Genomic DNA, 15,766 nt, shown 5'->3' on the forward strand with positions numbered 1-15,766 from the left:
TATTATTTGATATGAAAAATATAATAATAGTTATATACTATTAATCCATTCCACCGGTTGGTGAACATTATGAAATCAGTAGGTAGAACAACAAAGGGAGTAGTAATAGAAAATGAGAGAAGAATTTATCATGGTTTTACAAATGGAAATGCATGCAGAATGCCTGGAAAGTTTAGCCAGAAAAGAGAGCATGGTAAATTTACTGTGTTTTTTGTAATGATTTTGTTGGTTTTGAGTGTAGTTGCACTGTTTACTTTTCAGAGTAACACTACTAGCGTAGTTAGAATTGATGGCAGCTTTGAAGATTGGCAGAGTGTTGCAAAGACCTCAAAAATAAGGGATGTCAACGTGCCAGAAAATATCGATATCTCAGAGTATGCAACTGTAGAAACAGGAAAGAATGTGGCATTTTATGCAAGGGTTTATGGTAGTTTGCTGGCTGGTGATGGTAGATACATTGTTGAAACCCCATCTGACAATCCAGTTTACATGGCAACTCAGCGAGAGACGACAATTCCAAATGCAAATGGAAGAGATGTGGCTTATGTGTTTGTGGACACGGATAACAATCCGGGAACAGGGTTTAAGCCCTCTGCCAATTTTGCAGTCGGTGCGGACAAAGCGATAGAGATTGTGGGCAAGAACGGAAAGATAGAGGCAAGTCGAGTGCTTACATTCGTGGGTGTGGTGCAGCAGGAATGGACATGGGTAATTGGCGAGAGTGTGGCTGCAGCAACTAATGGCAAAGATATGGAGACGATGGCTGGTAAGAATTTACTTGGTGTTGGTGAAAATTATGCGGTTTACTTCTACATGATTGACTGGCAGAACATGGAATGCAAGCTGGAGAATGCGTTGCGGTGTGAAAATGCGAAAATCTCAGCAATGGATATGTATCTGAAGGCAGTGGATGAAAGAACAGTCCAACTAATTGAGAGCAAACCTTTCACACCTAAGGGGACGCCTCGAACACCAATTAGAATAAATGGAGATGCGGATTTCACACCAATAAACGGTGTTGTGAGCGGCTCAGGGACACAGGCCGACCCATATATTATTGAAAACTGGGACATTGACGCAGCAGGCCAGGGCTGTGGGATTTACATAGGTAACACAACATCCTATTTCGTTGTGAGAAATTGCTATGTAAACAACTCAAGTGGAAATGCTGCACAGTACTACTGGAATTCTGGAATTGCGCTTTACAGTGTGGTCCATGGAATACTCGGAAGGAATTTAATTCTAAATTGCACAAGCTATGGAATTTACATTGCTGGTAGTTCAAGCCAGAACACAGTGTACCTCAACACGGTTTCAAACAACAACTATGGCATCTACCTTTCTTCCTCCACTCTAAACAGAATTGATGAAAACAATGTCTCAGGCAACAATTATGGTGTAATTTTGTCATCATCCTCGACGAACAGGGTTACAAACAACACAATTTCTTCAAATACAAATTATGGCATTTATCTTGCCACTTCAAACACAAATCTGATTCTTTACAATCATCTGAGAAACAATGGTGGCTATGGAGTTTACTTGACTACTGGTTCAAACTCGAATGCAATATGGTGGAACAGTTTCTGGCAGAACAATGGTGCTGGCAGGGGCGTTTCTGGTAACTGCCAGGCATACGATGGTGTCGGTGCTAATGATTGGAATAACACTACAAGGCAAACAGGCAACTACTGGAGCAACTGGGATGGGAACGATTGGGCTAGTGCAAATGCTTATCCGATTGACGGTGGTGCCGGTGCAAGCGACTGGTATCCTCTCAGCAAGCCGGCGAGAGCACCTATAAGAATCAACAGCGATGCAGATTTTACATTGGAGAATGGAGTTGTTGGGGGTTCTGGAACTTCAACTGACCCATACATTATTGACGGTTGGTTGATTGATGGCGCAGGATATGGCTATTGCATTTACATAGGAAACACAACAAAGGATTTTGTTATTGAAAACTGCGAATTACATGATGCTTATGGAAATTCAGATATGTATTACTGGGATGCAGGTTTAGCATTGTATAACGCCACCAATGCCACTATCATCAAGAATCACATTTATAGTTGCACATATGGTATTTGGATGTATCACACAAGTTACCTCTCAATGTACAGCACTTTAAAATACAATGGCATCAACCAGAATAAATATGGAGTGATATGTTGGAATGTAAGGGAAATTACCATATCATACAATAGAATTGATGAAAATGAGTACAATGGTATAGATATTACTTCTGGAATGAATATGATAATCACGAACAACAACATTTCCAGAAATAATTACCGTGGCATTTACCTTCTCTCAACAACAAATAGCGAAATAACTTATAACCAGTTTTACAGAAATGCAAAATATGCGATTGGATTCGCATCCGGCTCTCTGAACAACATAATCTGTTATAACAACTTCTGGCAAAATAATCCTACAAAAGGAATTAATGGAAATCCCCAGGCATACGATGGTGAAGGAAACACATGGTACAATAGCGCATATCATGAGGGCAACTACTGGGATAATTGGGATGGAATGGACTGGGGCACATCAAAAGCTTATCAGATTGATGGTGGTCTCACAAGCGACTATTATCCCCTCTCAAAACCAGCACTGGGTCCCATACAGATTCTGAGCAACGAACAGTTTGCAGAGATGAAGAACCTAATGGACTGGGATGGTGATGGGAGCCAGAGCGACCCCTACCTAATAGATGGATACCTCTGCAATGCCCGTGGTGGCAGCTACGGTATTAAAATTGAAAATACGAATGTAAGTTTTGTAATTAGCAATTGTGATATAATGAATGCTACAGCTACCAATGCAGCAGGAATTTCACTCAGAAATGTCACCGGTGGATTAATTCAAGACAACAGAATCATTAACAATTATGTTGGAATTTATACTACCTACTCAATTATAGACATCCTAAAAAATGCAGTGAGCAACAACATTGTGGGTCTCTACCTATACGAAAATACAAACTACACCAATGTGACAGAGAACGAACTGTCAAACAACAGCAATCATGGAGTATCTATGGTGTACGCCAATAATTGTACAATTGATAATAACACATTCTTTGGTCAGGGATACTACGGACTTGCCACATTTGCCTGTCAGAACATCTCTGTAGCGAGCAACGACTTCTACAACAATTCTATTGGGTTATATGTAACGTCGACCATAAACTTTACGGCTGTTGGTAACAAGGTGTTAAATAATACTAATGCAGGAATTTACTTAGACACTATAGATACTACAATTTCATATAATAATATCTCAAATAACAAAAATTATGGGCTTATCGCAGATATGTGCTACAGAACAAACATCACCTACAATGATTTCTATTACAACACCAACTATTCGGTATATTTCAGGCTAACACCCGCTATGGGAAACTATGTGCATCACAATTACTTCTACGGAAACAACAATGCATCAAAGGGAAACAATGATGGGAAATGCCAGGCAAGGGATGATACAGGAGCTACCCAATGGTATGATGCGGTTACACACGAAGGCAACTACTGGAGCAACTGGAATGGAAGCGGTTGGGGTACACCATTAGCGTATCCGATAGACGGGAGCGCTGGTGCAAGTGATTGGTATCCATTGGGCTATGGCAAGCGTGGGCCAATTCACATAAATGGCAATGCCGACTTTGCTGCACAGGCAGCTGGTGAGGGCTGGCAGGGGGATGGCACAGAGGGCAATCCCTACATAATTGAGAGATTGGAAATAGACGCAAATGGTGGCTCATACTGTATCTGGATTGAGAACACGGATGTGCATTTCATTGTAAGAGATTGTGATTTACATAATACTTCAACAGTTGCCCAACCTTATGCAGCACTTGCTTTCTCGAATGTGAAAAATGGTACATGTGAGAATATAAATATTTATGACGCATTTACTCCAAAGATTTCGAGTTCAAGCTATATCTGGCTGAACAATTTCACTGCAGATGGGGTTACCATCCAAACATCAGATCACATTGTCGTGAACGCCTCAAACACAGGGATGTGGTTCTGGCAATCATGTAGCTACATCAGGATTACAAATAATACTCTAACAGGTGGTAAACGCATTGATGTTTGGGAAACCTCAAACTGTGAAATATTGAACAATACAGTAACTGGGGCTGTCGGTGGAGAGGCAATTAAAATATTTAAATCTACAAATACCACGATAATCAATAACACGCTTACCAACAACAAGATTGGCATCGGATTATCTAGTTCTTCAACTCACAATTACATTGCAAACAACAACATTTCCAGCAACTCTCAGTGCGGAATATATGGCACGGGCTCATATAACGATTACACCACAATTATAAATAACAACATTTCTAACAACGGACAGTACAACTTTGAGGATGGAGGGATAATTCTAGTCGGACATTATAATAATATAACTAACAATTATCTCGGAACCAACAAAGGATATGGAATCTGGGTCTTCAGCAGTGATTATGTAAGTATTACTAACAACACGATAGTTGGTATAGGGAGTACTAGGGGCCTTAATGTTGATGGGGCGTACGGTGTAATAAGTAACAATACGATTACAGGAAACTCAGATTATGGAGTGGTTCTAGAGACAAATTATGCAATATTCATGAACAACAATTGCTCTGGAAATGGTAATGGAATTTATATTCATGGTTCCAACAATACAATAGCACGAAATACGCTCCTCAACAATGTAGTTGGGATTGCCCTTTCGTATATTTCAAGCGACAACAATTTCACAGAAAATTATATAGCATTTACCAGCACCAACGGAATCAAAGCGAGTGATGGAGGTTCACCTGGAGCAAGGCGTAACCTCATAACTTACAACACAATTATTTCCAGTGGTTCCCACGGAATTTACTTATCATCCTCAACAGCAACGGGGAACATAATCCATCACAACCGCTTTATCGGAAATAACGGGGCAACCAAGGGTGTAAGTGGCAATTGCCAGGCCTACGATAGTGTCGGTGGCAACTACTGGTTTGATAGCGTTGCAAAGGAAGGCAATTACTGGAGTAACTGGGATAGAAATGGCTGGGGCACTGCGAGTGCCTACCCGATTGCTGGTGGTGCAGGAGCAAGTGATTGGTATCCATTGAGGACCGCAAGAGGCACAATTCACATAACCAGTAACAGTGAGTTCACCTCAGAAAATGGTGTGGTAAGTGGTGCAGGGACGCAAGCAAACCCCTACATAATTGCGGGCTGGGAAATAGACGCTGCTGGAAGCACCTATGGCATATGGATAGAAAATACGGATGCATACTTCACAATCCACACCTGCCTTGTTTGGAACGCCACTGGTTCTGGTAGTCCTCCATTGGGCGCAGGCATCGCATTGAACAATGTAAGGAATGGCAAAATAGAGAACAACATCTGCAATGGTTCAAGGTATGGCATTTACCTTTATGGTGGCTCCACTTCAAACACGGTAATTAACAACAACGCCTCAAACAACCAATACAGAGGCATATTCCTTGCTTCTTCAAGCACAAACCAAATCTTAAACAATACTGTTTTCAATAACACCATAGGAATTTATCTAACCGCATCCAGTTATAACACTTTATCTGGCAACCAGATAAAGAGCAATTCCCAGCACGGATTCTACATCTCCGCAGCAAGCAACAGCAACACCATAATAAACAACGATATAAAGAGCAACACGCAATACGGAATATATATCTACAGTTCTTCCCAGTACAACGATATAACGAATAACAATATTACTAAGAATGGGGCACAAGGAGTCTACATTTACAGCTCCATTAATAACAACATAACCAATAACTGGATATACAAGAATACAAACTATGGCGTTTACATCACATCTAGCTCTAGTGGTAATACAGTGGTCGGGAACAGGTTTGTTGGTAACAATGGTGCAGGCAAAGGAGTATCAGGCAACTGCCAGGCGTATGACAATGTCGCAGGGAACAACTGGTACAACGGCACCGCCCAACAGGGCAATTACTGGAGCAACTGGGATGGAAATGATTGGGGAACAGCAAGTGCCTATCCAATTGATGGAGGCGTTGCGAGCGATTGGTATCCAATTCAGTATCTACATCATGGTCCAATCCACATAACCAGCAACAGTGAGTTCACGCCAGACAACGGAGTTGTTGATGGCACTGGCACAGCATCTGACCCGTTCATAATAGAGGGTTTGGAGATAGATGCAAATGGTGGTACCTATGCCATCTGGGTAGAGAATACAGACGCATACTTTATTATAAGGAAATGTCTCCTCTGGAATGCAACTAACAGTGGCACTCTACCTGGAGGCTCAGGCATTGCCCTTAGGAATGTGCAGAATGGAGTAGTTGAGAACAACATCTGTAACAACTCAAGGTTTGGCATATTCCTCTACGATGGTTCAACAAACAACAGTCTCTCAAGCAACAATTGTTGGGATAATTTGGCCTATGGTATATATCTGTTTGCTAGCTGGACCGTGTTATCTGACAATGCGATTACAAACAATGTTGTAGGAATCTTCTCTATCGGTGACAACAACACAATCATAAACAACACAATTTCATGGAACACGAATCAAGGGATTGCAATGTATTCATCTAACGACAACATAATAGAGAACAATACGGTGATTGGTACCAGTAGCGGTGATGGTATTTATCTGGAGGATGTAAGAAACACGAAAGTAACCAGAAATTACATGATGGGAAATGGACGTGGAATTCAGATGTACAGTTCTACAGCAAACATCCTGGAGTACAACGAAATCTCTACCTCCATCTGGTGCATTTATTTGAATGCATCCGAAGCAAATGCGATAACTCACAACATTCTCTATGGCTCCAGTAGAGGTATCTACTTATATTCAACAAACAACACAGCAATTTTAGAAAACAATATCAATAACAACACCCAGTGTGGTATCTATCTCTACTCTTCCAGGAACACAACAATGGCCAACAACACCATTGCGGACAATGGCAACTATGGTGTTTATCTTACCCAGTATTCAAACGACAACACAATAACATACAATACAATAAGCCGTCATACAAGTTATGGTGTTTACATCACATTCAGTTCTACCGCTAATTACATACTTAGAAACAATTTCCTCAACAACAGCGGAAACAAGGGATACGCAGGCACTTCTCAAGCATACGACGATGTCGGTGGCAATTTCTGGTATGACAACATAGCTCAGGAAGGTAACCACTGGAGCAACTGGGATGGACATGGTTGGGGCAGTGCAGATGCATACCCGATTGATGGCGGTGTAGATGCAAGCGACAGGTATCCACTTGGTGGCCCTGTCAGCGAGTTCTCGGTTCTACCATGGCTTGCAATTGCTCTGCTCTGCATTATCAGTTTCATGCATGCCAGTAGAAAGAGAAGAAACTGAATTTTATTCCTCTATAACTTTCTTTTTCTTGAACTCTATTTTTGCTGTGAGGATTTTTTCCGAGGCAAAAAGCTTGCCAGCGATATAAAGCATTGCAACTGTGAAAACCACCTGGTAAATTACCCCGAAATAGAGGATGCCATACTCTTGAGTGTAGAGGGACTTTGAGGCAAGAATAGGATAGGAAAATGGGATGGCATAGACAATGACCTGGAGCCCTGTGGGGAGTGCCTCCACTGGCAGCATCATCAGAATGAAAACCGGGAAAATGATTGGGAGATAGAGGACACCCATTAACGCCTGGGCACTCCGCACATCTTTTGTGTAAGCCCCAAGTAACACTGAAATTGAAAGTGCAGAGAGAAATGCCAGAAACAGGGAGAGCATCATCAACAGGTAGCCCTGGGCATCTGGCACGAGCCCGAGTGTGGTCAAATTAATCTCTCCGATTGCCTGGCTGCTCGAGGTGAGCGAGTTCATGTAATAGCTGAAGCCCAGAAGGTAAGAGGCAGTAGCAATGATTGAGAGCACCACAACCCCTGTGATTTTTCCAAAGAGCAAGTAGATTCTGTTGATGGGAAGTGTGAGCAGCACTTCCAGGGTCTTCTGTTCTTTTTCAATTGCCACTGATGTGGCTGCAAGCTGTCCTGCCATTATAAGAAGAATCATTATTACCATTGGCATAGCGAGTCCTGCGGAAAGCACAGTGCCAGAAACAACACTCGGGGGAACATTCTTCACATTCCCCTTTATCACAGAATTTTCTTCCACACGGAGTGGATAGAGCAGTTCATCCGGCTTTGCATCAGGGTAAGCTGCACTGAGTCGAGAGGCGACAATAAAATCGTTAAAGGAGGAGAGGGCAGAAGCCACGACGCTGCTCTCAACCGCCTCGCCAATTCCAAAGCTTTTCAGCATCTGGTAGAGCTTCACATCAGTGCTGCTCCCGTTTACGATTCTTTCCGTAAAATTCACAGGAACCACAATGAGCAGATTTGCACCATACTCCTTACATGCCTCAAGCCCCGCACTGACATCTTCCGCAGAAATGTTTACAAGCGTTATGTTCTGGACTGTGAGAAATTGATAGAGAATGTTGGACAGTGTGGAGTTTCCGTCTTGTGCATCAAACGATAGATAGCCAGCATAAACACTCTTTGCTGACTCTTTCGCTACATCCATGGAGAGATTCACCACAGACCCCATAAGTGGGAAGATGAGCAAAGGCACAACAATCATGCCAATCATTAATCTCGGGTCTCTGAGCATTTCTCTGAGCTCTTTTACTACAATGTTCAGAAATGAGTTATGCATTTTTCACCACCGCCAGAAACACATCTTCCAGGTTGTTCCCATTGTACCTTTTTTTCAGCTCATTGGGACTTCCCTGCGCCAAAATTTTTCCCTGAGAAATCAGGGCCACTCTTGAGCAGAGAAACTCAACTTCCAGCAAGTTGTGACTTGAAATTATGGCTGTCGCTCCTGTTTCTCTCAACACTCGCTTGATTTCATTTCGCACATAATGGGCATGCAGCACATCTAAGCCCGATGTTGGTTCATCCAGAATCGCAAGCTTTGGAGAAACCATGAGAGTTCTAGCAATCTGCAATCTTCGTTTCATTCCCTTGCTGTATTCCTTGATTTTTGAATCTATTCGCTCTCCAAGAGATGCAATTCTTATGCCTTTTTCGACCATTGAATTTCTTTCTCCCTCGAAAAAACCCGCAATGAAGCGGAGGTATTCTCTCCCAGTAAGGTTCTCATAAGCGCCTGCATCCTCTGGCAGATAAGAAATTATTTTTCGAATTTGCTTCTGTTCCCTAGTTACATCCAGGCCATATATCGATGCTTTTCCTGATGTTGGAACCAACAGGGTTGCAAGAATCCTTATTGTTGTGGTTTTTCCAGCCCCGTTTGGACCAATAAGCCCGAAAATTTCACCCTCATCAATCTCCAGTGAGATGCCATCAAGGGCTCTTATTCTCTTTTCATACATTTTTACTAACTTTTCAATTTTCACTGGTTTTCCAGACATTTTTTCACTCCAGGGTATAACTGATTCTGTATCTGTCCTTCCCTTTTCGTTCCACCTTGAGTACCTTGATTCTTCCAAGTTCTCCGAGGGAATTTACATGTGTGCCAGCACAGGGACACATATCATAGCCCGGGATTTCAACAATTCTCAAGACCTTGATTTCTGGCGGAAGCAAATGGAGATTAGCTCTTTCTCCCTCCTCGCATTTTTCAAAATCTTCTCTATTCATCATGTAGATTTTTAATTGCACTTTCCTTTCAACTGCAGCATTAAATTCCTCGCAAATTCTTTTGATATCCTCATCTGTAAAATTGACGGGCATAAAATCTACTCTTGAGCGGTCTGCATAAATCTGGTTACCAACTGTTCTTGCGCTGAAAAATTTATAGACAATACCTGAGAGCAGGTGCTGGGCAGTGTGCATCCGCATGTGTGCATACCTTCGGTCCCAATCGATACACACATGGACTGTTTCTCCGATTTCCGGCATAGGACCATCAAGTTCATGAAACACCCCATCTCCAGCTTTTCTTACAAAGGTGATTTTTGCAACTCCTCTACTGCTCTGCAAAATCCCTGTGTCTGTGGGTTGGCCCCCTCCTTCAGGGTAACATGCAGTTCTATCCAGTAAAACAGAATTTCCATCAATTTTAATAACCTTTGCATCAAAATCTTTCAGGTAACAGCCCTCAGTCATGTAGAGAATCTCGGTCATGTGGTAGTGGAGGCGAAGGAAGTATATGGGATTTGTGATTCACAGCACCGCAATTAAGAATTTTTGGAATAACTTTATTTATCACTGTGCAATCTCCACACCATGGAAGAATACATCTATAAACCCACGCATGGGAAGTGCAGCAGATGTGGAGGGACAAAGCTGGTTTTCTATGACGATGGAAACGGAAAATGTGCTACTTGCGGTTATGAATTTATCTGGAAAAGATGCACGCACTGTGGCAGCAACAATGTGGAATACTTGAGTACTGGTGAGCTTGTTTGTAAAATCTGTGGTGCAAGACAAATTTTTCTCATCTGCCCAAGATGCCAGAGCCGTGATGTGACTTTTGCAGCCAACGGCTTGGGTGTGTGCAGAGCTTGCGGGCATGAAGTTTACTGGATGCGGGTAAGAAAGGAGAGTGAGGAAGCTGGTGAAAAGCCAGTTCAGAAACTTGAGATTATCCCTGCCCTTTACATAAAAGATTCAGCTATTCATTTTGCGTTAAATATCGGTAACAGGACTGCGAAAAAAATTGAGAATTTGAACATAGAGGTCCTTGTGAACAAGGAGAAACTTAAACCAGAAACGGAAACCAAGCAGATAAAATACATTGAGCCTGATGAACACGCAAGAATCATGTTTGAGTTTGAGCCACTTAAAGAGTTTAGAAACGAGCCAGTGCGGGCGAAGATTACATATTCAATTGGTGATGAGAAAACCACTATCGAAACGGAACCAAAATATCTAAGCATAGAGTTTACAGCTCTTTATCCAAGAGAAGTTATAGAGGAGCACTGGCGTGTAGCTACCCAAACGATGCGAAAAATTGAGAAGGAGATAAAGAATATACGGTTCAGTGGTGAAACACTGCACCGCATTGTCTGTGATATGATAAGGGACAAGAACATGTATCAGATTCCATTCCAGAGTGTCAAGGATGGTCGATTTTTCCGTGCTGTAACAAAATTCTTTGCCCATGACCACTGGGACAATCTTTACGCTGCGTATGTAGAAACAATTGAGGAAAGTGGAGAGGCCAGATTGATTTTAAAATTTTATTGTTCAAAGGAGGAACTGATTCTCCCATTTTATGCAAGTGTATATTCAGACCTGAGCGATAAAGTACTGAAGGCAAGACGGGAGGAAACAAAAGAGACAAAACCCTCTCAGGAAAAGGAGACAAAAGAAGAAAAGGAAACGGTGGAGACACCACAACTTCCAACCCAGCAACAGATTGAAGTCCCGCTCGAGAAGGGCTACAGTTATCTTATCTTTGAGTCCAAGACAGAGAAGGCATTTGAAATTTTTGGAGAGATGATAAAGGACTCGCCAGGGTTGTGTATCACTACAACATACCCTGATAAGGTCCGGGAAAAGTATGGGCTTGGGAGTGCTACAATCTACTGGCTTTCAGATACTGAGACCACTGCAGTGCCTGTGGTGAAACCAAGCAGGATGGAATTTGAGATTATGAGGGCAATTACTTCATTCATCAAAAGTAACAAGAATGCTGTGATTATGCTTGATGGTTTTGAAAATCTTGTGCTTGGGAACAATTTTCTGGATGCCCTCAAATTCATGAAAAAAGTAAATGATGTGGCTGCAATGCATCATGCTACAGTGCTTGTTCCGATAAGCCCGAAGGCGTTTGAAGAGAAAGATATGTATACACTGAGAAAGGAATTTGACAAGACAAGGACTGTTTAGACCCGTTTCTCATCTTCACTTTGCCAGAGTGGTGGCTGAGTGATTCCTTCATTCATGCTTCCTGCTCTATAACCATCAAGGTCTATTGAGACATGGACAAAACCAAGTTCATGCAATTTTTTACTGATTTTTTCACAGCATTCTTTATTCAATGCCTTCTCTATTTCTTTGCTTCCCAACTCAATTCTGGCATCGTTTCCATGCACACGAACCCTGACAATTTTGAATCCAAGTTGATGCAAAAATTTCTCTGCCGCTGCCACTTTCTCAAGAAGCTCCCTAGTTATCTTCTGGTTATATGCAATTCTTGATGCAAGACATGCATTTGCTGGCTTTTCAGCGACCTCGATCTCATGCATCCTTGCATACTCCCTCACATCCTCTTTTGAAATCTGGAACTCAACAAATGGGTACCAGATTCCTTCTTCATAACCCGCTTTAATGCCAGGTCTGTATTCCTTGAAGTCAGAAGTGGTGACTCCCATTGCTATGCAGTCAATTCCATTTTTTTCTGCAAACTCTTTCAGCACCTTAATCATTGATTTTTTACAATGATAGCATCTCTGGATTGTGTTCTTGCAAAACTCCTCGTCCAGTGTGCTGTGCTCAATCACTTTTAATTCCACACCAAGTTTTTCTGCTGTTGTTTTCGCATACTCCATCTCATCCTTACTGACAGTTTCGTCCTGGACAAACACACACAATGGCCTTACTGGCTTTGACAGATGTGCAAGCACCACACTGTCCACGCCACCAGAAAATGCAATCAGTATTTTCCCCTTCTCGGCAATTTTTTCCATCAGTGCTCTGAATTTTTCGTCAATGGAGGGTTCCTGCATTGAGAATACAGATATCACGAGCCCAAAAATAGTTTGCGATGTAGTAATAAAAGACCTTTGAGCATAGAGATTTTAAGGAAGGGAAGAAACAGTGTTAAACTCGACATTTTACACCTTTCGTTTTCTTTCAGGTATATCGCCAGGATAGAGAATAGTTATATGGCAACACAAACTAAAGAATTATATTAACAATGGGTTTACAATTTACTAGAATCCACCGTTGCAATTTTATTAGCAGCATATCTAATGTTTACGTTTCCTCTGCCAAGAGGCATCTGAATATGGTTAAACAATAGTGGGATGGGTTAATCTAGGAATTGCTAGGTATATGGTAGCTTTAGTGGTAACTACTGGTATGACAACAGTGTGAACGAGGGCAATTACTAGAGTAACTGGGATGGAAATGATAACGGCAGTGTGAATGCCTATCCAATTGATGGCGGTGCTGGTGCAAGCGACTGGTATCCACTGGGTGGCCCTGTATGTGAATGCTCAGGTCTCTTCTCTGTAGCACTCTTTGTCATCTCCATCATCGGATGCTGTGGGTTTCGAAGACGGATTCTCACAAAACTCTAACCACATTTTTAACTTTCTTTCACACTACTCTATTTTTTCAGTTCCAGTTCTGCCTTTGACAATCACCAGTTGTTTCTACAGTAAATATTAATTACTCCATCAGTTTATGGATTTATTGAAGTCAAAGCCAGTATGAAATGGAGGTATCACATGGCAACAACATATATTATAAAGGACGATGAAAAAACCAGGAAGTGGAAGACCCCTCATGGTGAATTATATATAATCAAGGACAGGTGTAAGGGCTGTGGTTTTTGTATTGAGTTTTGCCCGAAGAAGGTACTCGTGGAATCCAAAGAGTTCAATGCAAAGGGTTACCATCCACCAGAACTGCAGGAAGATGAGACAAAGAAGTGCATAAACTGTGGTTTCTGTGCAATGATTTGTCCTGAATTTGCAATTTTCAGTGAGGCAGATGCCCAGTCAAAAGATGTTGGTCAAATTCCAGAAAAGGAAATCCCAATACCCGAAAGCCCTAAGATACCCGAAATAAAAAAAGCAAGAGATGTGCTTACAGGCGAGCATTTCTGGAATGGGGATGTAGCTGCAGCAGAAGGCGCTATTGCTGCTGGTTGCAAATTCTTTGCTGGGTATCCAATCACGCCCTCCACTGAAGTTGCAGAACACATTGCGGAGCGGATGCCTCAGATTGGTGGCGTCTATGTTCAGATGGAGGATGAAATTGCAAGTATAGCCGCAGTTCTTGGGGCAGCCTGGGCAGGTGTCAAGGCAATGACTGCTACTTCTGGTCCAGGTTTCAGTTTAATGCAGGAAAACATCGGGCTTGGTGCAATGACAGAGACGCCTTGCTTGATAATCAATGTGCAGCGAGGCGGGCCTTCAACCGGGCTACCTACGCTCGTAGCTCAGTCCGATGTGATGCAGGCAAAGTGGGGCACACATGGCGACCATGAAATTATTGCATTAGCTCCAAACTCTCCCCAGGAATGCTTTGACCTTACCATTGAATGCTTCAATCTTGCTTACAAGTATCGCACTCCCGTTGTTCTTCTCATGGATGAATCTGTGGGCCACATGACTGAGAGAGTTGTCGTGCCTGAAAAGAGCAAAATCAAACTTGTTGATAGAAAGAAGCCGAAAGGGGAGCCAGGTAAGGTGAAGATTTATGAAGCAGATGAAGACCTGGTGCCGCCCATGCCCTATGCTGGAGAGGGCTACAACATCCACATGACTGGTCTCACCCATGACGAAAGAGGTTATCCAAGCACAATTGCTGAAACGCAAGAAAGAATGATAAAAAGGATTTGTGATAAAATCAGGGTGCATGCGGATGAAATTGTCAGGTATGAGGAATTCATGACAGAGGATGCTGAGGTCGTAGTCGTAGCTTACGGAATAACATCCAGAGTTGTGAAGAGGGCAGTTCTGATGGCAAGAGAAAAAGGAATAAAGGCAGGGATGCTTCGCCTGATCACGATCTGGCCTTTCCCAGAGAAAAAGGTAAGAGAACTTGCAAAGAAGGTGAAGAATTTTTTGGTTGTGGAAATAAACTATGGTCAGATTGTGCTTGAAGTAGAACGCTGCGCCTGTCCAAGCAAGGTTTCGTTCCTTGGGAAGATGGGTGGTGCAGTGCACACGCCTGAGGAAGTTCTAAAGAAAATGATGGAGGTGTGCAAATGACAATGCATGAAGTTGAGGAAAATCCCCTCGATGTTTATCTCCGTGCAGATAGAATGCCGCATATCTGGTGCTCTGGTTGTGGTTTAGGCATTGTCACTGGTGCATTTATCCGTGCAATTCAAAAGTCAAAAGTTGATCCAAAGCTCGTGTCTGTCGTTGCAGGAATTGGGTGCACTGGTAGAATTCCTGGCTATCTCAATTTTGACACATTCCACACAACCCATGGAAGAGCAATTCCGTTTGCAATCGGCTTAAAAATTGCGAAGCCAGAACTCCATGTTTTTGTGATAAGCGGTGATGGGGACCTCTTCGCTATCGGTGGAAACCATATAATTCATGCAGCCAGAAGGAATGTGAACATCACTGTGATTTGTGTGAACAATTTCAACTACGGAATGACGGGAGGACAGGTTGGTCCAACAACACCTGAGGATGCAAGAACCACCACCACACCGTACGGAAACATTGAGCCAGCGTTCAATCTGCCATATGTGATGGCTTCCGCTGGTGCGGTGTATGTTGCAAGATGGACCACACTCCAGCCAAGGAAGATATTGGACAGCATACTTGAAGCGATGCAGAAGGATGGTTTCTCGTTCATAGAAATAATCTCGCCATGTCCAACAGCTTACGGGCGAAGAAACGCTCAGAGGGATGCAATGGAAACCATGAAATTTTATCAGTACAAGACAAAAGTTAAGAATGGTGCAGACCCGAAGGAAGGAGACATTTCGCTTACCGGCGAAATTCTCACAGGCAAATTTGTTGACATCCAGAAAACCACATACATGGATAGAGTTAAGATGTTGATAGATAAGGCGAACAAGAAGGGGGCTTGAA

General features: G+C 42.5%; 9 protein-coding genes. 5 read left to right on the forward strand and 4 right to left on the reverse strand.

What is annotated here, in order from left to right; all coding sequences use genetic code 11:
- The first annotated feature begins 69 nt into the window (after positions 1–69).
- Positions 70–7,410, forward strand: coding sequence for a NosD domain-containing protein (locus tag QXD64_05575; GenBank protein MEM3396784.1), 7,341 nt, complete (start codon positions 70–72; stop codon positions 7,408–7,410).
- 3 nt (positions 7,411–7,413) lie between these two features.
- On the opposite strand, the gene QXD64_05580 is transcribed toward QXD64_05575, so the two are convergent.
- The 3 genes from QXD64_05580 to QXD64_05590 are packed head-to-tail and all read right to left on the reverse strand — an operon-like array spanning position 7,414 to position 10,160.
- Positions 7,414–8,724 (reverse strand): ABC transporter permease, encoded by a 1,311-nt coding sequence (locus QXD64_05580; GenBank protein ID MEM3396785.1) that lies wholly within the window; start codon positions 8,722–8,724, stop codon positions 7,414–7,416.
- Positions 8,717–9,445, reverse strand: coding sequence for an ABC transporter ATP-binding protein (locus QXD64_05585; protein MEM3396786.1), 729 nt, complete (start codon positions 9,443–9,445; stop codon positions 8,717–8,719). Before QXD64_05585 ends, QXD64_05580 begins: the two co-directional genes overlap by 8 nt.
- A 4-nt stretch (positions 9,446–9,449) precedes the next feature.
- Positions 9,450–10,160 (reverse strand): alanyl-tRNA editing protein, encoded by a 711-nt coding sequence (locus QXD64_05590; GenBank protein MEM3396787.1) that lies wholly within the window; start codon positions 10,158–10,160, stop codon positions 9,450–9,452.
- A 102-nt stretch (positions 10,161–10,262) separates the two neighbouring features.
- Between QXD64_05590 and QXD64_05595 the strand changes: the two genes are divergently transcribed.
- Positions 10,263–11,870 carry a DUF835 domain-containing protein gene (locus QXD64_05595; GenBank protein ID MEM3396788.1) on the forward strand — a complete coding sequence of 536 codons (1,608 nt, stop codon included), beginning with the start codon at positions 10,263–10,265 and terminating at the stop codon, positions 11,868–11,870.
- Here the strand turns inward: QXD64_05595 and larE are convergent.
- Positions 11,867–12,727: an ATP-dependent sacrificial sulfur transferase LarE gene (gene larE / locus QXD64_05600; protein MEM3396789.1), complete on the reverse strand. Its 861-nt coding sequence runs from the start codon at positions 12,725–12,727 to the stop codon at positions 11,867–11,869. The genes QXD64_05595 and larE overlap by 4 nt on opposite strands.
- Positions 12,728–13,126: 399 nt before the next feature.
- On the opposite strand from larE, the gene QXD64_05605 reads away from it, so the two are divergent.
- The 3 genes from QXD64_05605 to QXD64_05615 all read left to right on the forward strand — a co-directional run bounded on the left by QXD64_05605 (position 13,127) and on the right by QXD64_05615 (position 15,765).
- Positions 13,127–13,285, forward strand: a complete 159-nt coding sequence (locus tag QXD64_05605) for a hypothetical protein (GenBank protein MEM3396790.1) — start codon at positions 13,127–13,129, stop codon at positions 13,283–13,285.
- Between the two features lie 150 nt (positions 13,286–13,435).
- Positions 13,436–14,926, forward strand: a complete 1,491-nt coding sequence (locus QXD64_05610; GenBank protein ID MEM3396791.1) for a 2-oxoacid:acceptor oxidoreductase subunit alpha — start codon at positions 13,436–13,438, stop codon at positions 14,924–14,926.
- The gene (locus tag QXD64_05615; protein ID MEM3396792.1) at positions 14,923–15,765 is read left to right on the forward strand and encodes a thiamine pyrophosphate-dependent enzyme; all 843 of its coding nucleotides are present in this window, start codon (positions 14,923–14,925) and stop codon (positions 15,763–15,765) included. Before QXD64_05610 ends, QXD64_05615 begins: the two co-directional genes overlap by 4 nt.
- Position 15,766: the final 1 nt, after the last annotated feature.

This window comes from Thermoplasmata archaeon (genome assembly GCA_038874435.1).
Taxonomy (GTDB): domain Archaea; phylum Thermoplasmatota; class Thermoplasmata; order Lutacidiplasmatales; family SKW197; genus SKW197.